The sequence below is a fragment of the Flammeovirgaceae bacterium SG7u.111 genome (assembly GCA_034044135.1).
In the GTDB taxonomy this organism is placed as follows: domain Bacteria; phylum Bacteroidota; class Bacteroidia; order Cytophagales; family Flammeovirgaceae.
The window spans coordinates 3,192,427-3,209,251 of the sequence record CP139021.1; the positions used below are offsets into that span (position 1 = coordinate 3,192,427).

The window sequence follows — 16,825 nt, forward strand, 5'->3', positions numbered from 1 at the left end:
CCTTTCTTGATTTGGGGAATATTGGTTTTCTTAGTTCATAACCCCAACGGCTTTTTCAATATTTTTGCTGAAACCGAGTAATACATCGGCTAAAATTTCAATTTGTTCATTGGCTTCTTGAAATTCTCGTTGTTCTATCGCTTCTCTTACTCCAGGCAAGGTTTTCACTCCATAGCCTGTATAAAAGCCAGGGGCATAAATATGGTTTCTGAACCAAGGACGCTTAGGCAATCCATGTTCCCTCGTTAAGGATTGCTCTATGCTTTTGAGCATGTTGTTTAGTGCTTTTGCTTTTTCGCTTGTTACATCAAACTTTTGATAAGCTTGCTGAAAGGCATCAGCTTGCTTTTCCAATTCAGCCATCGCATTTTCAATGGGTGCAAAATTCAGGTAGGGGACATCTTCTTTTGGTTTTGGGAGAATATTCACTTCGTTCGGGTTCGCTACCAAGGCATAAATACCATCATTAATGAGTTTGTTTTCCTTTTCGGTTTCCTTTCGCATTTCTTCTGCCAGTTTAGTCACTTCATCTATATAGGTTGAAATAGTGGAAGTAAAATGTTGGAACTCGAAGGGTAAAACTTCTGCATTTGCCAGTCGTAAACTAGTGCGCCCTGCAATTTTGACAAGTGTAACCCCATACTGGAACGTTGGATCTTTGAACCGTTTGAACAGTTCATAAGAATCGTACATGGTGTGGTATTCCCCGCCACTACTTTCCCCACCAAAGCCCATATTGAAAGAGGCAATGCCCAAGTGTTGGAAAAAGGGTGAGTAGTCAGAGCCAGAACCCAATGCACCTAATTTGTAATCTGTCCAAGCATCTTTTCCCCTTACCAATTCTAGGGCGTTCCTTCTTTCAAACACCGTCACCTCTTTTTGAGGGTCGGTCACCACTTTGGTAATTTCCCCGAAGAATTTTTCAAGTGTATGCGAGCCTCCCGCAGATAAAAAACCAGCACCATTTCCATCCGTATTGATGTAGGCAACAGCTTTTTGTTTCAACTCTTCTGAATGGGTTTCCACCCATTCGGTCGAGCCTATCAAGCCAGGTTCTTCTGCTCCCCACGCACAATAGACTAGCGTTCGTTTAGGGCGTTCGCCCTTTTTTACCAACTCGCTCACCGCCCTGGCTTCTTCCATGAGCGCCACCATTCCGCTTATGGGGTCGGCTGCTCCGTGTACCCAAGCATCGTGATGGTTTCCTCTGAGGATCCACTCGTCTGGATAGGTGCTTCCTTTCATAGTGGCAATTACATCGTAAGCAGGTTTCATATCCCAATTAAATTCTAATTTCAGATGCACTTTTGCTGGACCAGGGCCTATGTGATAAGTAATCGGTAATGCACCTTTCCAACCGTCAGGAACTACTGGTCCTTCTAAAGCTTTCAAAAGCGGCAAAGCATCGTGGTAAGAAATGGGTAAAACAGGGATTTTGGTTAGTGAAGTTGCTTCTTCTATTTTGATTCGCTTGGCATCATCGGTTGCACCGTAGCCGGGTGTAAGCACATCGCCGGGAGATGAGGGCAGGTCCATCACAGCACCTCGCTGAACACCGTATTCGTTTTTGAATGGGCCTACAGGGTACACATCTCCGCGGTAAAAACCATCATCTTTCGGGTCTGAATAAATAATGCAGCCAATTGCACCTTTTTCCGCAGCCACTTTAGGCTTTATTCCTCGCCAAGAACCATAATATTTTGCAATTACTATTTTGCCTTTTACATCAATTCCTCGCTTCTCCAGTTCTTCATAATCGGCTGGAAGACCATAGTTTACATATACCAAATCTGCAGTTACGTCACCGTCTATAGAGAAGCAATTGTAGCCGGGAAGTGCTTCTTCTATTTGAGCTGAAGAACGGTCGCCCTCAACGGCTGGCTCTTTCAGCTTGGCAGTGAATTTTGTGGGTGCTACTAACTCCAGAGATCTGATTTTAGGGGTAGGGAAGAGAACGTCAAATTTTTCGACTTTTACATCAAACCCCCATTTTTTAAATTTGGCAACCATAAAATCAACTACTTTTTTGTCATATTTGGAACCTACATGGTGCGGCTCGGCACTCATGTATTTCATCCAATCATCGAGGTTCTGGGCTTTGAGTAATTTGTCAAATTCGGCTTCCAGTGCTAGCTGTTTGTTTGTGTTTTCGGCTGAGAAACCTTGGATTTTAGCCGGTTGGGCTGTTGCAATTAACCCAGAGAGAAAAAAGGCAAGAAACAGAAATACATTTGATTGTTTAAGATTCATAGCTATTGTTTTAATTGAGGTTGTAGATACAAGATGTTGTTATCGTACTAAGATACCAAATTTGAGACAAAATGAACCTTTCTCCATTTATGAATAATTAGAATAAAGCTCCGAGGATTGTACAAGTAGTTTTAATTGAGGCTGTTTGTAACAAAAAACAATACCTCCGTATTAAAAAGGTGTTTCTCCGATTTGTGAAAGATAATTTTAGTAGATTATAGAAATTACTAATTATATCCCACAAATTTATGAAGACACTGAAACTACTCATTGCATCTGTTGCAATATGCCTTTTTTGCAACTCCCTAATAATGGCACAGGTACAGGGAATCAACTATAAAGCTTTGATAAAGAGCGAAGGAAATGATGTGCTAGCCAATCAAAATATTATTATGCAATTCACCATTTTGGAAGGGGCTGGGCAAACTGTTATCTACCAAGAGACACACAATCCAGCTACCGATGCAAACGGAATCGTTATCGTCAATATCGGTGAAGGCACGGTTGTAAGTGGTATTTTTGAAGATATAGATTGGAGCGGGGAAATCCTTTCTCTGAAAACGGAAATAAATACAGGAAACGGGCTTGTTGATATGGGAACTACCGCTTTTAAATCCGTACCCATGGCGCTATCTTCCATAACTGCTCAAAAATCAATAATAGCCAATATGGCAAAAACTGCATTTGCTTCCGACTCAGCTCAAGTTGCATTGAAAGCTGAAGAGGCAACTTTTGCTTTCAAATCGGATTCTGCAAGGGTCGCTATGAAAGCTGATTCCTCATTGGTTGCAGTAATGTCTGACACAGCAAAAGTTGCCATGAAATCGGAAGATAATAAATGGGAAATAAGTGGGGATGATATTTTTAACAACAATTCGGGAAGGCTTGGGTTTTCGGTTTCTGATCCAAAGGTCAAATACCATTTTGCGGCAGATGAAAGGCTTCTTATAGGAAACGATACGGTTGGCGCTGGCGATAAGATAATGTGGTTGCCCGATTTGCATGCGTTCCGTGTGGGTACGGTAGCGACAGGAGCAGCCAGCACTTATTGGGATAGAGATAGCACGGGGCTTTATTCCTTTGCCTCGGGCTTGAATACCAGAGCACAAGGTTTTGGCGCTACTGCAATGGGAAGGGATACGGAGGCTACCAATAGTTATGCCTTTGCCTCAGGCTTTTTCACCAATGCCGATGGGCAATATTCAACAGCTATGGGTTTCAATACCGATGCTTTTGCGTTAGGATCAACTGCTTTGGGTTATTCTACTGATGCCGAAGCTAGTTATGCATTTGCGGCAGGTTATTTTGCCGAGGCACAAGCCATTTACTCTATAGCACTTGGTAATGCTGTAAAGGCCCAATCTTACTCCTCTATTGCACTTGGTAGGTACAATGAAGGGGTAGGGAATGCTGCTTCTTGGGTTCCTACAGACCCTATTTTTGAAGTTGGGATTGGAACAGGGCCTTCAACGAGGGCAAATGCGGTAACTATTCTGAAGAACGGAGATGTAGGCATTGGTACAACCAGCCCCATAGTAAAATTACATATTGCTGGAGGTGGCGATGCTTCATTTGCCGATGGGTCGGGCTATTTACAAATAGGGAATGAATGGGGAGCGAATGTAGTGTTTGATGAAAACGAAATCATTGCACGGAGCAACGGAACAGCCTCGACTCTTTTTTTACAACATGAAGGAGGCGATGTATCGGTAGGAGGTTCTGTTGTACACTCTTCTGATAGGCGACTAAAGAAAGACATCAACCCAATTCATTATGGATTGAAAGAAGTGATGGCTTTAAGGCCTGTTGCCTATTACTGGAAAAATAGGGAGCAAGAGCATAAGTCATTAGGCTTGATAGCTCAAGATGTGAAGCCGGTTATTAGTGAAATAGTCCAGCAAAGCAATCCGGAGAATGATATGCTAAGTGTGGATTATACCGAAATCATTCCTGTGCTCATAAAGGCATTGCAAGAGCAACAAGCTATCATAGAAAAGCAGAAAAAGGAGATTGGTAGCCTAAAAACAGAAGTAAGCCAACTTAACGAATTGGATGTGCGGGTGAAAAAAATGGAGGAACTCTTAAAAGCGATGAAACAATGAAAGTGATTTATCTTATTGTAGCAATGGCTTTTAGCCAATTTGTAGTAGCGCAGAGCTTGTACAAAAGTAGTATTGATGCTGGTGGGGCAAGTGTTACCAATGAGGGGTTGGAGGTGATTTATACCATAGGTGAAATATTTGTTTCAGAGAAAAAGTCAGTAAGCACGGGTCTTTCCGAAGGCTTTATAAGCGACTGGTTTACCACGGTAGTAGCCTTGGATGATTCTGGATTTCAACAGCGTTTGATACTTTATCCAAACCCATCTTCCTCATTTTTTGCTATATCAACTGACCTCAAAATAGATAAGCTGATCATCTATGATTTGCACGGAAAGGAAGTAAGGGTAGTGGGAAAAACTGATGGGCAAATTATGATAGAAGCTTTACCCGCAGGGCTGTACACGCTCAAATTTTTCGTAGGCAAACGTTTTTTAACTAAAAGACTAGTGGTTGAGAAATAAAAAATCCCACCTAATTGTACATGGTTAGGTGGGATTTGTAACCTTCACTAATATGCAAAGCAATGATTGTGAGTGCTCATCATTATTTTCCTGACAGCCGCTGATCTTGTTGCTTTTTGTTAAGTCCTTGTGAGAAATAAACATCGGGCTTAAGCCAAATTTGTGTGTTTTTCATTCCTGGGTCGTCTACATCTAGGCTGAGGTCGCAATCGAACCTAGCCAGTGCGCTGTAGTTCCTTTCTCTTGATTGGGCAAAGTTTGTGAAATGGGAAAGTCCCCAAGTGATCCCTCTTCCGTTTCCCTTGCTATCGAATGCATCGGGGACAAAAGGACCAGCGGCAGTTGGCATTAGAGAAGTTACTGAAGCAATGTTGAAATTCACTCCATCAGGAGCGTATTGGATCGTGTTGCTTTCGTTGCCGTTTCGAATCACCAACGTCGCAATTCCTTCTTTGAAAGGGAAGTAGGCGGTCTCGTGGCTAGAGTTCAAAACCGGATTGAGGGGATGTTTGGCAAATGGTCCTAAAGGATCTTCTGCTGTCGCAAGTCCATTGGCTACCAAGTATTCGGGGCGATCTCCAAAAGCTGCTTTGTAGTAAAGGTAAATTTTGTCCTTATACACCAAAGGATAAGGATCGTGGATTGAAAATTGGTCCCAAGTGCCAGGCTTGCCGTTTTCCACCACTATTTTGCCACAAGCAGTCCAAGGGCCATCGGGCGATTCGGCTGAGGAAGCAGTTACTGGGCAATGATCGCCTTTTTTTCCACTTGCTTCCATAAACCCTTGGTAATACAGGTAGTATTTTCCCTTGTACTTCAATACATCGGGTGTGGAGACCGAGCGCCAGCCTACCTCAGGTTTTGGAGGGCGAGGGACTGCCACTCCTTGCTCTTCCCAGTTGAGCCCGTCTTCGCTTGTCGCATACCATATTTCGCACAAATCCCAGTCGGTAGAGGGGATTGTGTCGTTGCTTTTGTCTGCGCCTTGAGGGGGAACGGGGGTGTCTCTTTTTGTGTACCACACATAATATTTCCCATTTTCAAACATCACTTTGGAAGGGTCTCTTCGGGAGACTGTGCCATCTCCACCGTGGTAATCGAAGCCTTTGAGGCGTGTGTATTTGAAGCTTGAAAACAGCTCGTTGTCTTCGGGACGAGGGGTGAGGTAGTTGGTGTAAAGGCGTTCCATTGCCTCGCTCATTTCCCGGTCAGGCTTTTGCTGAGGAATGTCCCACGGAAAATCTCCTTGGGCTGGCTGACCTCCTTTTTGCTGCTGAGAACACGAACTTAAGATCAGACTTGTTGCTAAAAGCGAAAGAATGGTTGCGATATACGGATTGAATTTCTCTATCATTTTTACGGTAGTGGTTTCTTTGAAAAGGAAAAATAGTGTAGCTGAGGACTAAACTATCGCCTCAACTACACTTTGGTACAGGTGTCAAAATTATCTTCCTCCTTCGCTTACAGGAGTCATATCTTCCGAAATAAGCTGGATAAATTCATCTAAGTATTTTTCGTATACGGCTCTTGGCGAGTCGTTGTATTTTTTGCACACATAAGCGGCATAGCCAACAGCTTCACCCATCATCCCACAGGTTTTCATCACTCGGGTGCTGCCAAAGGCTATGTGGGTGGTACTTATGTCTCGCCCTGCCATAAAGAGGTTGTTCACGTTCCGTGAGTACAAGCAACGGTAAGGAATGGTGTATGGCTTTACGCGAATGTGCTTGGTAGAGGCAAAGAATTCTTGTCCTTTGAAATACTTGCTGTTTTCCTTGTTGGGGAAATGGAGGTCGATCGTCCAAGTAGCGGTTACGCAGCCATCAGGATACATTTTGCCTTCTTCTATGTCCATTTGGGTGAGGATGTGGTCACCCAAAATTCTTCTCGATTCTCTTTTTCCTCCAATGTGGGCTACCCAAGCTAGTTCTCGTTTAGCATATTCTTCAGGCTTATTTTTCTTGAGGTACGACCAGTTGCCATACACAGCTCGGAAGTTATGGTCACGTATTTTTTCTGCTTCGTAGATCGTATTGAAGTTTCCGAAGCCTGTTTCCCATTGCCAGTCTGAGCGAGGCTCGTCTATGTGGTATTCATCTGAAAACGGCAACGCCCAAGGTACTTCGGGAAAGCTGCTAACCGTATCGTGTTCCAGTGAAGCCCAAAGGTTAGAGGTTCCCAAGGTAAAATTGTCAGCTTTTTCAGGTGCATCAGGTTCGTTGGTTTCCGCCTTGCTTTCCCTTCCCATGCGGAAGTCCGCTTCAGCCAAAAAGCCAATCGTGCCATCGCCTGTGCAGTCGGCAAATAACTCACCTTCAAATCTTGATTCCTGATTCGTCTCTATATTGCGGGTAATCACCGCTTTGATTTTGTTTCCTTCTTTTTCTACTTTAAAAGCATGATTGTTCAAAAACAAGGAAAGATTTTTCTCCGCATTAACCACTTCTAGTTTCCGCTTGTCTCCGTAGTGTTTTGCTACAGGGTTTCCGTTTCCAGGATCGCCGTTATCCAGCTCACGTACAATTCTGCCGAGCTTCGAATAATGGTTCTTGTCGATCCTTCCCATGAGGTGTACCCTTATTTCTGAGCTGTTATTTCCACCCAAAACAGGGCGGTTTTGGATGAGCGCAACCTTTAGTCCCATTCTCGATGCAGAAATAGCCGAGCAAAGTCCTGCCATTCCGCCACCAACAACCACTAGGTCAAATTTGCCTGCCTCTTTAGGGGTCATTAGCTCGGGCATCATTTCCTTGCGAAAAGCCTTGAGAGCTTCGTTGTCTTGTGGAGGCGTGAATTTCTTCGATTTTGTGATCAAAATAGCGTCACACCTTCCTGCAAAACCTGTAAGGTCTTTCAGCTTTAAAGTAATGTTTTCCGAAGCTGCTTCAAATGCTCCGCCTTCGTACCACAACCATTCGTCGTTTCCACTTTCGCCAAATGTGCCACCAACTGGTTTGCCATCAATAAGCACTTGGAAAGTACCAGGTCCTTTGGGGAAGGGCGCCCAGTCTTTGGTGCGAACCCAGAGGTAATACTTGCCAGCCTTGGGCAACGTGACTTTGGTAGAAGCGTCTTTTACAGGCCTGCCCATGCCGTGGGCAAGCAAGTAAGAAGATTCTATTACATCGAAAGATTGTTGGTCTATGAGCCAACCTCCTTTTTTATCAAATGATTCTGTCTCTAGAAAGATAGGATCTTGGGCAAAGCTGCCAAATGCTATCAGAAGCATTGCTATGAATATCAGTCCTTTTTTCATATTCTATAGGTTTTGTGATTTAATCAAAGTAATAGTTAGGTGGGGAATGTTTTTTAGGGTATTTGTATTTTCTTGCTTTCCTTATTGCCTTTTTTGATTTCTTGCTTTTGGGAAAGTATTTAATTAGAGCATTTTCTGCAGGAACTGAGGTTTTTCCATAGTGGTGTTGCAGGATTTCTATATAATAGTTTTCTACTTCAAGTGGCAATGATTCTTGACGTTTAAAAATAGCATGCTTATAGGCGAAGTGACCATATGTCTCATTTTCAATATTCCCAGATAGTCTGATGATAGATTTTTCTGATATTGTAATAGATGATTCCCAAAATCTTTTGAGCAAACTAAGTTGTAAACTGTAATGGAGACTTTCGTAATTATTTAAAAATGCTAATTGGTGACTTTCTTTTTCAAGGTATGAATCAGGTATGTTTTCTATAATATACCTTGCCAAAAAATAGCTTTCACCTTCAAATTTCCTGAACACTTCCTCCTTAAGTTCTTCAAAAAGTGCAGGTTCTTCAAATACTTTATCGACAGCGAAGTAGTGGTAATGATAGTTGTCGCTTTGGAAAAAACGTAGGAGCTCTTTAGGGTTTGCTAGTTTGTCGGTTATGTTTAGTATTTCCTTTTCGATATCTCCGTTTGCCAAGTGCCAGAGGGTGTGGCAGGTATAAACCGCACCTTCTATCACCTCTTTTTTTACCGTTTTTAGCGTTGCTCCTGTTACGCCATCTACTCCATTTACCACGGTTTTGCCACCTACTAACTCCTCCATTTTATAGTCTTTGAGCAAGGAGTTTTTGTTGGCTAAAATCGCTTGCATTTTTTCATAATCTGTTGGAGCGAATTCTTCGTGATCTAATTTGGTGAGGGTTTTCCCCGGTGGGAAATCGAAGCTTAGGTAGTTCCCAACCAAGTCCCAATAGAGGTTGATGTACACAGGCTGGCATACATTGGTATGGCAAACGGGGGTGAAAATATTTCTGAAAAAATAAATAGGCTGGTTGAGAGAGTCATAAGCAAGTTTTAAAACATAAGAGCTTGTGTCATTTTCCTCAATCAAAAACTCTTTTACCTTATAAGGCACAGGCATCTGTTTACTTCCAATCTTCTGATTTTGAGGAAGCTCAAACGCCATTATAAGGAGCAAGCAAAAGGGGTATATGTGAAGTCTTTTCAATTTCAATTATTAGTAATTTTTCTGATGTGTAAACCAAATGTAGTTCATGGGAGAGCAAGAAGAAACTTTTGCCTTATCCAGAATAAACACAGAACCTGTTCATAATTTATGAACAAGTTATAACTTTGGCTATCTGTGATTTAAGCGTATAATCAAAAAGGAAACATAACAGGGATAGAGAGAGATGCCATCAAAAACTGAATCGATTTCAGAGCTGAATTATTTGAATCAGTGTTGCCAAGACATTGAATCTAAGTTGAATTGGGGGGAAGCTGGGCTTTGGACGAACAGTAATTTTTTGGATTTGAGCAATGAGGTAAAGCGAAGTTCTGGTTTGAGGATAAGTGCAGCTACGCTCAAGCGAATTTTTGGGAAGGTAAAAACAACGGAGAGATATAATCCCCAACTTGCTACCAAGAATGCCCTTGCCCAATTTTTAGGCTACGAAAGCTGGTCCGAATATAAAATAGCCAACCCGATTGTAAGCGAGGTTACGATCATAAGCCCTACCGAATTTACCGTGTTGCCAAAGGGCAACAGCCGCAGGTTTATGAAAATATCTGTTTTTGCCTTGCTGTTGGTTTCAATCTTTTTTGCTGTTTGGTATTTCAATGATTCCAAAGTTCCGCAAGGGGATTTTACTATTTCAGGGAAATACTTGGAAGGAAATGCCTACCATACGGTAGTATTTGATTACGACATAGCAAAGCTTAATGCAGAAAAAGTCTACCTGGATTTTGGAGATAGCTCAAGAAAAGTCTTGCCCAAAAGAGCCAATACCATTTCCCATTATTACCGTTCTCCTGGCTTTTATAAAGTAAAACTACTTGCAGAAAATAACGTGCTTTACGATACAACAGTTACGCTTTCTACCAATGGATGGGAAGCTTATATTTATTATGTAAGCCCTGCCAAAATCACAGAGTATTTGCCCGTTCCCAATTTTATCGATTCGCTGAGCGGAGCATTTTCTATACCGAGGAGTACCCCTGAGCAGAAAGGGATAGATACAACCAAAATGTATTGGACACAATTTGTAAATGTGCAAGAATTTGGGGTAGATGGAGATGGTTTTTCCCTAAGTGCCGAGCTCAAAAATGATTATGAAATAGTAGCTGCTCGTTGCAATCATTTAAAGATGATAGTGGTAGGTGAGCATGAAAAAATAGAGTTGTACTTTCTGAGAGAAGGTTGCTTCAAATGGTCGAAGCTTCAGTTTTCGGAAGTGGCGCTAGATGGTGAGTACGAGGATCTTTCAGCCTTTGGAAAAGACTTTTTAGATTGGAAAAAAGTAGGGCTGAACGTGGAAAAAAAAACCGCAAAGGTTTTCTATAATGGTCAGGTAATATTTGAACAGGCTTACAAAAGGCCCTTGGGCAAGATCAAAGAAGTTCGCTTCCAGTTTTCTGGGACAGGGGGCGGGGTGAGGGGGTTTCAGCTAGAGGTTGTGGAGTAATAACTAACGCCGTTGCTCTGAGCAACGGCGTTAGTAAGCTAAACTTAATCTACTTCCTCTCCCCAGCTAAAGGGCTGATCATAATATGCGCCCTGTGCGTGCCGGGGTTCATGATCCACGGATGGTTGGCGGCAACGGGCTTTTCGGGCAGGCCAGTCGACTCGGCAGTTGCCCATGGCATATAGACTACGTAGCGGTAATGTGCCCCATCTACTTCCGAGGTCTCGGGGTCGTAGTTCGTTTCTGAACCAAAGTAGATGTGTAAGGTCGTCCCTGCTTCTCCCATTGTAAGCTTGCCTGATTTCACTTCCTCTTCTCTGATGTCAAATATTTCCTTAAAGGATTTGCCTTCGGCTTTCAATTCTCTACCTCTAGCCATAAACGGCTCAAGGCTTTTGTGATAAGATGCAGTGCTAAACCCTTCTTTTTTTGGGTCGTCTGCAAGGCAGATAAATTCATTTTCCCCCTCTTTGAGCGTGACAAATTCCCCAGCCATGTGTAACCTATCACTTTGCACCCTGCTCGGCTTTCTGCGGGTGCAGCCATCAGTGCTGTTGCAATCAACGCCTCGTCTGAGTCGATTGCCTTCCATTGGATGGATGGCTCTTCGGGGGCTGTCTCAGCTATCTCCGCTGCCGATTCTTTTACTTCGGCCTTTTTCATTTTAGTTTCTGAGCTACAGGAAAATAATATTCCTGCAAAGGCAAGCATTGTAATTATTCTTTTCATGATATGGGTTTTGTGATTGAGTGTATACTCGTAATTTAACCTAAAAATCAAATTGGGACAAGGAAGGGTAGGAGATGGTAACACTTCTAGTCTCCCGATAATGTCTTCTAAGCATCGGCGATCATATAAGTAGGTCTGACCACTATCGTCCTGTCTTCCCCAAATTCCTTTTCTATGGTAAGCTCCGAATTGGCTTTCATCACTCCGTGCCAATGTTCTATTTTTCTCAATCTCCTAGGGTTCTTCCAATAGTAATCTTTGCCTCAGTCTTCCCTCTGGTGAAGGTAATTACTTTTCCCTTCTATACACTCCTGATGGGAAAACTACTTGGCTTTCCGTGCCATCTTTTCCTACAGCCGCTACACCGAAGAGGTAGTTGTCAATCACGATTCCTTCCAAAAGGAACTCGCTTATCTTGCCTACAAACCGGGAATATTGCCACTGTGGAGCGGTGGTTTCTCTCCAGTAGATTTTGTAGCCAACCAAGTTTTCGTCTTCAATGGCTTTCCATTTTAGCGAGGTAGATGGCTGAACCATCCCTGCGATTTCTACCTCGGCAGGAGCAGGCGGTGCCCACGCCAAGCCAGCCAAATTGATGGCATTCACCGCCGTGAGTTTGGCTGCATAGTCGAAGTTCACACCTTCTATCACGTCTCCATATTTGATGCCATCTTCTTCTCGCAAATCTTGGTGCTGACGAGTATAGTTCTCATTTGTTTCCATGATTCGAATGCCTGCAAAGCCTGTGTCGTTGAAGGGGCGGTGATGCCCTCCTCGCCCAAACCTATCCAGTCGGTAAATCATGGTCGGGTTCATTTCAGGCATGTACTTAGAGGTCATTTTATGGACATAGCGAGCTAGCTGCCTAGAAATGCCATCTACTTCACCTCCATAAAACCTTCTGCGGCTGCGTTGCCTTTCGGTTTCCGTAACTGGGGTTGGCTCGGAGAATATTCGGAAACTCCTGTTGTCTATCACGCCATTAACTCCTTCAATGTTGCCGATCATATCATTGTTCAATACGCCGATGATTTCCCAGCCTTCTTTTTTGGCAAATTCCGCCATGTATTTGCCTCCAAAAAGGCCCTGCTCTTCACCCGAAAGCCCTGCGAAGATAATGCTCGACTCGAAGTCGTACTTCGAAAGCACACGTGCAGCTTCCATAGCGCCAGCCATGCCCGTGGCATTATCATTTGCCCCAGGAGAGTCGGCGGTTGCGTTCATTACATCGCTCACCCGGCTATCAATATCACCCGACATAATAATGAAACGGTTCGGATATTTTGTACCTCGCTTTATCGCCAACACGCTTACTATTGTGAGGTCTTCTTTTATCCTCGTTTCAGGATCGCCTTTTACTACATTGCTCAAGAAGCTCACCTCCAAACAGCCGTCACAGTCAGTAGAAATTTTATCAAACTCAGATTTGATCCACCTTCTGGCCGCACCTATGCCTCGGGTTTCGGAAACCGTATCGGAAAGGGTATGCCTAGTGCCAAAAGAGACAAGCTTTTTAATGTCCTGTTCGATGCGGTCGGCTGAAACTGCTTGGATGATGTCGTAATACTTTTGGTCTTCCGAGTCCGCCGTTTGGGCAGATAGCGACAGTGAGAGTAAAATGGCACTGAGGGTGCTAAATAATTTCATAGTTCTATTTTTGTGGTTATTTAAGTCTTTAGAGCCTAGTTGAATATTTGCTCTTTGTAAATTTATAATATATCGGGAGAAAGTAAAGCAGTTAATGATTTCCCGTCGAGCGGGGTATGACACTGTTTTTTTTCTTTTCCTATTTTTAATCCCATCCCTAATTACAGCCATTTATCACAAATACGTTAGAATACACTTTCTTTCTCTTCAAATCTGATAATTTTAGGCAACCTTAATTGAGCTAGGGTAAAGACTTGGCCAAGGTATTTTTTTAACAATCACAATTTTAAAACTATCGATCAACAATGAAAACATTTCAAAAAACTATTCTGGTAGTATGTTCCTTCTTGCTTTCGGCAAGTTTGTGGGCGCAAGAAGCCAAGCCTACTATCAATCAGGATTCGCTCTTTATGCGGGAGAACTATATGAAAAAGGAGTTCATGATCCCGATGAGGGACGGGGTGAAGCTGTACACTGCGGTGTATATGCCCACAGATGAAAGCGAGAAATATCCTTTTTTGATGAAGAGAACTTGTTATTCTTCTAGGCCCTATGGCGAAGATATGTTCCCTAGGTCTTTGGGACCTTCGAAGTTCCTGATGCGCGATAAGTACATTTTTGTGTACCAAGATGTGCGAGGCAGGTATATGTCGGAAGGAACGTTTGATAATATGCGTCCCCACATTGAAAACAAGAAGGGCAAAAAGCAAATAGATGAAAGCTCCGATACGTACGATACCATTGAGTTTTTGCTGAAAGAGCTAAAGGGCAAGCACAACGGAAGGTTTGGCCAGTGGGGGATTTCCTACCCTGGGTTCTATACCATAGCCGGAGCGGTAGATGCGCACCCTGCGCTAAAGGCTTCTTCGCCCCAAGCGCCTATTTCAGATTTCTTCTTTGATGATTTCCACCACCACGGTGCGTACTTGCAAAGCTATTGGTTGGCTACACCAGTGTTTGGTTATCAGAAGTCGGAACAAACTACCAGCAGTTGGTACCCTATGGTAAGGCCAGAAACCAACGATGGTTATGAGTTTTATATGGACATGGGACCGCTCAAAAATGCGGATAAGTATTTTAAAGAGGACAATTTCTTCTGGCAGCAATTGAAGTCGCATCCCAATTACGATGAGTTTTGGCAGAAGAGAAGTATTTTGCCCCATTTGAAGAATATCAACCATGCAATTATGACCGTAGGCGGTTGGTTCGATGCGGAAGACTTGTTCGGCCCGCTGAATATTTACAAGACTATTGAAAGAACTTCGCCCGATACCTACAACACCATAGTGATGGGACCTTGGAGTCACGGAGACTGGGCGAGAGAAAAAGGCTACCAAGCGGTGAGCAATGTCTATTTTGGCGATAGTATCTCTACATTTTACCAACGAGAAATAGAATTTAACTTCTTTGGCAAAATGCTGAAAGATAAAACTACAGAGGCGTTGCCCGATGCCTACATGTTTGACACTGGCGTGAAGGAGTGGAAGAAGTTTGATGTATGGCCACCGAGAGATCAGAAGCCTGTTCGCTTGTTCTTCAAGGAAGGGGAGCAGCTGGTGTTTGAAGAGCCTGCGGATGCGGACAAAACCAAGTTTGAGTACTTGAGCGATCCTGCCAAGCCTGTTCCTTATACCGAAGATGTAAAGGTGGTATTTACCCCAAGGAAATACATGGCCGATGATCAGCGCTTCTCAAGCAAAAGACCAGATGTAATCACCTTTGAGACGGAAGTGCTGGAAGAGGATATGGTACTGGCTGGGGAGATCATAGCCAAGCTTATGGTAGCTACTACCGGCACAGATGCCGACTGGATAGTAAAACTGATAGATGTGTACCCTTCTGACCATGAGGATTATGATATAAACCCGAAGCACATCAAAATGGGTGGGTATCAGCAGTTGGTGCGAAGCGAAACGTTCCGTGGTAGGTTCAGAAATAGCTACGAGAAGCCTGAGCCGTTTGAGCCGGGCAAGCCTACGGAGGTAAGCTTTCCTCTGCAAGATATCTTGCATACTTTTAAGAAAGGGCACAAAGTCATGATCCAAATCCACAGCACGTGGTTTCCTTTGATAGACCGAAACCCTCAGAAATATGTAGACAACATCTTTGAGGCCAACGAAGAGGATTTCATAAAAGCTACCCAAACGGTTTATGGCTCGTCTTTTATTCAGGTAGGTGGTACGCACGGAATGAACTCGCTGGAGATTATTAAGAAGTAGTAGGAGGTTTTACGACTTCCTTTATAAACATGAAAGCCAGCCCTGTGAGTGAGGGGCTGGCTTTTTGTATGTTGAACTTGCTTAGGTTAACTCAAGAATTTCTTCTTTATTTCCTCAATTTCGTTGTCTTCTATTGGTACCATGTTGCCAATAGACAGGCTGCTGATCAGTGATTTAGCACTAAACTCTGCTACTTCCAATCTGTCGAAAGTTTCAAGCAACGATTTGCCTGTCACCAAAATAGAATCGTTTTGGATGAGGGCGATCGGTGTTTCTATAGAAATGGTTTTAGGAATCAGGTCGCTGTCTTTGAACTGGTTTCCAAATGGGATCATTGGGATGTCCTTGAGCAAAATATAACTTTCGGGAATAGTATGTGTATCCAGTTTTTCGTAGGCAATTGAATATGCCGTAGCATGTGGAGATTGCGTAAGGATGATAGAGTTTATTTCAGGATTTTCCGCATAAATTTTTGCATGCAAGTTAACTGAACGGCTAGGTATTTTTCCTTTTTCACGTTTTCCATTTTTAATTTGGACAATGTCACTCAAGTCAATATGCCTACGGTCTATGCCCGTTGGGGTAATGAGGAAATCGTTATCTTTCCATCTTACCGAAACAGTTCCGTAAGAACTGATCATCAAATGCTGACGGCAAGCCCTTCTCACAAACTTGCAGATGTCTGTCCTTATTTCCCTTTCGTCAGAAGGGTAAAAATCTACATCAAACTCGGGAAGTAAATTGTCTTGGTGTTCAAATTTATGAATCTGCTCGTCGCTGAGGTATCTTGGTGTTCCAACCTGGCTAGCTTGGATAATGGTTCTAGCACAAAACTCCAGTGTCTCGAAGCGTTGGAAGGTTTTGAACAAGCTGCTTCCGCCTACTACCGTACCGTGGTTTTCCATGATCACGGAGTTTAGCCCCTTTTTAAATTCCTCGGCTATGCTTGCGCCAAGCTCTTCGCTACCCGGAAGTTTGTACGGGGCGTAACCTACTTCTCCGCATAGGTACTTTGCTTGAGGAATTACTTTTGTGTTTGGTATTTTCCTTACTATACTGAAAGAAACCAACGCTGGTGGGTGCGCATGGATGATCGCTTTGAGATCGGGGCGGCATTCGTAAATAGCTCGGTGGAAAGGAAATTCGGAAGAAGGCTTGTGCAAACCTTCAATAGTTCCATCTTTCTTCACGCAAACTATGTCTTTTGGGGTAAGCGTACCTTTGTCTATGGCACTTGGGGTAATCCACATGTTACCGTGAACATCCAAAACTGAAACATTTCCACCCGAAGTGGTTGTCATTTCATCTTTGTAGATCAGGTCGATAATCATGTGTACCTGATCCCTAGGGTGCATCATTTCTAAATTCATAGTTTATACAGTTTAAACTGGGTATTATTTAATTTACTTAACGCAGAACAAAGTTAGGAATAAATTGCTCTTCAAAAGCTGATATTTGTTTGGTTTAGATTTGAGATGTGCTTTATTTGACTTGCCGTTCATGTTGGTGTAATGCCATATTAAAT

13 protein-coding genes are annotated in these 16,825 nt (G+C 43.1%); 4 read left to right on the forward strand and 9 right to left on the reverse strand.

Annotated elements, in window-relative coordinates; all coding sequences use genetic code 11:
• Positions 1-30: 30 nt before the first annotated feature.
• On the reverse strand, positions 31-2,250 hold the full coding sequence (locus R9C00_12470; protein WPO38267.1) for a transferrin receptor-like dimerization domain-containing protein: 2,220 nt from the start codon (positions 2,248-2,250) through the stop codon (positions 31-33).
• A 311-nt stretch (positions 2,251-2,561) separates the two neighbouring features.
• Here R9C00_12470 and R9C00_12475 point away from each other — a divergent pair, with 311 nt between their 5' ends.
• Together R9C00_12475 and R9C00_12480 are read left to right on the forward strand one after the other, a co-directional pair.
• Positions 2,562-4,352: a tail fiber domain-containing protein gene (locus R9C00_12475; GenBank protein ID WPO38268.1), complete on the forward strand. Its 1,791-nt coding sequence runs from the start codon at positions 2,562-2,564 to the stop codon at positions 4,350-4,352.
• Entirely contained in the window at positions 4,349-4,813 is a 465-nt protein-coding gene (locus tag R9C00_12480; protein ID WPO38269.1) for a T9SS type A sorting domain-containing protein, read from the forward strand. Before R9C00_12475 ends, R9C00_12480 begins: the two co-directional genes overlap by 4 nt.
• A gap of 82 nt (positions 4,814-4,895) precedes the next feature.
• Here the strand turns inward: R9C00_12480 and R9C00_12485 are convergent, their stop codons facing one another.
• From R9C00_12485 to R9C00_12495, 3 genes are all read right to left on the reverse strand, one after another.
• Positions 4,896-6,167 (reverse strand): family 43 glycosylhydrolase, encoded by a 1,272-nt coding sequence (locus tag R9C00_12485; GenBank protein WPO38270.1) that lies wholly within the window; start codon positions 6,165-6,167, stop codon positions 4,896-4,898.
• 90 nt (positions 6,168-6,257) lie between these two features.
• Entirely contained in the window at positions 6,258-8,069 is a 1,812-nt protein-coding gene (locus R9C00_12490) for an FAD-dependent oxidoreductase (protein ID WPO38271.1), read from the reverse strand.
• Between the two features lie 19 nt (positions 8,070-8,088).
• A complete protein-coding gene (locus R9C00_12495; GenBank protein WPO38272.1) occupies positions 8,089-9,255 on the reverse strand; it encodes a hypothetical protein in 1,167 nt (388 codons plus the stop codon).
• A gap of 178 nt (positions 9,256-9,433) precedes the next feature.
• Between R9C00_12495 and R9C00_12500 the strand changes: the two genes are divergently transcribed.
• Positions 9,434-10,705 (forward strand): hypothetical protein, encoded by a 1,272-nt coding sequence (locus R9C00_12500; GenBank protein WPO38273.1) that lies wholly within the window; start codon positions 9,434-9,436, stop codon positions 10,703-10,705.
• Between the two features lie 49 nt (positions 10,706-10,754).
• Here the strand turns inward: R9C00_12500 and R9C00_12505 are convergent, their stop codons facing one another.
• From R9C00_12505 to R9C00_12520, 4 genes are all read right to left on the reverse strand, one after another.
• Positions 10,755-11,084: a hypothetical protein gene (locus R9C00_12505; GenBank protein WPO38274.1), complete on the reverse strand. Its 330-nt coding sequence runs from the start codon at positions 11,082-11,084 to the stop codon at positions 10,755-10,757.
• Entirely contained in the window at positions 11,063-11,434 is a 372-nt protein-coding gene (locus tag R9C00_12510) for a hypothetical protein (protein WPO38275.1), read from the reverse strand. Before R9C00_12510 ends, R9C00_12505 begins: the two co-directional genes overlap by 22 nt.
• A 107-nt stretch (positions 11,435-11,541) precedes the next feature.
• On the reverse strand, positions 11,542-11,664 hold the full coding sequence (locus tag R9C00_12515; GenBank protein WPO38276.1) for a hypothetical protein: 123 nt from the start codon (positions 11,662-11,664) through the stop codon (positions 11,542-11,544).
• A gap of 58 nt (positions 11,665-11,722) precedes the next feature.
• Entirely contained in the window at positions 11,723-13,081 is a 1,359-nt protein-coding gene (locus R9C00_12520; GenBank protein ID WPO38277.1) for a M28 family peptidase, read from the reverse strand.
• Between the two features lie 305 nt (positions 13,082-13,386).
• On the opposite strand from R9C00_12520, the gene R9C00_12525 reads away from it, so the two are divergent.
• On the forward strand, positions 13,387-15,300 hold the full coding sequence (locus R9C00_12525) for a CocE/NonD family hydrolase (protein ID WPO38278.1): 1,914 nt from the start codon (positions 13,387-13,389) through the stop codon (positions 15,298-15,300).
• 86 nt (positions 15,301-15,386) lie between these two features.
• Here R9C00_12525 and R9C00_12530 read toward each other — a convergent pair whose 3' ends face one another.
• Positions 15,387-16,670 (reverse strand): class II aldolase/adducin family protein, encoded by a 1,284-nt coding sequence (locus R9C00_12530; protein WPO38279.1) that lies wholly within the window; start codon positions 16,668-16,670, stop codon positions 15,387-15,389.
• Between the last annotated feature and the right edge of the window lie 155 nt (positions 16,671-16,825).

Coding starts and splice junctions, on each gene's coding strand:
- R9C00_12505 (WPO38274.1), bottom strand. CDS start 11,084: ATGGCTAGAGGTAGAGAATTGAAAGCCGAAGGCAAATCCTTTAAGGAA.
- R9C00_12480 (WPO38269.1), top strand. CDS start 4,349: ATGAAAGTGATTTATCTTATTGTAGCAATGGCTTTTAGCCAATTTGTA.
- R9C00_12490 (WPO38271.1), bottom strand. CDS start 8,069: ATGAAAAAAGGACTGATATTCATAGCAATGCTTCTGATAGCATTTGGC.
- R9C00_12520 (WPO38277.1), bottom strand. CDS start 13,081: ATGAAATTATTTAGCACCCTCAGTGCCATTTTACTCTCACTGTCGCTA.
- R9C00_12530 (WPO38279.1), bottom strand. CDS start 16,670: ATGAATTTAGAAATGATGCACCCTAGGGATCAGGTACACATGATTATC.
- R9C00_12500 (WPO38273.1), top strand. CDS start 9,434: ATGCCATCAAAAACTGAATCGATTTCAGAGCTGAATTATTTGAATCAG.
- R9C00_12485 (WPO38270.1), bottom strand. CDS start 6,167: ATGATAGAGAAATTCAATCCGTATATCGCAACCATTCTTTCGCTTTTA.
- R9C00_12525 (WPO38278.1), top strand. CDS start 13,387: ATGAAAACATTTCAAAAAACTATTCTGGTAGTATGTTCCTTCTTGCTT.
- R9C00_12470 (WPO38267.1), bottom strand. CDS start 2,250: ATGAATCTTAAACAATCAAATGTATTTCTGTTTCTTGCCTTTTTTCTC.
- R9C00_12510 (WPO38275.1), bottom strand. CDS start 11,434: ATGAAAAGAATAATTACAATGCTTGCCTTTGCAGGAATATTATTTTCC.
- R9C00_12475 (WPO38268.1), top strand. CDS start 2,562: ATGGCACAGGTACAGGGAATCAACTATAAAGCTTTGATAAAGAGCGAA.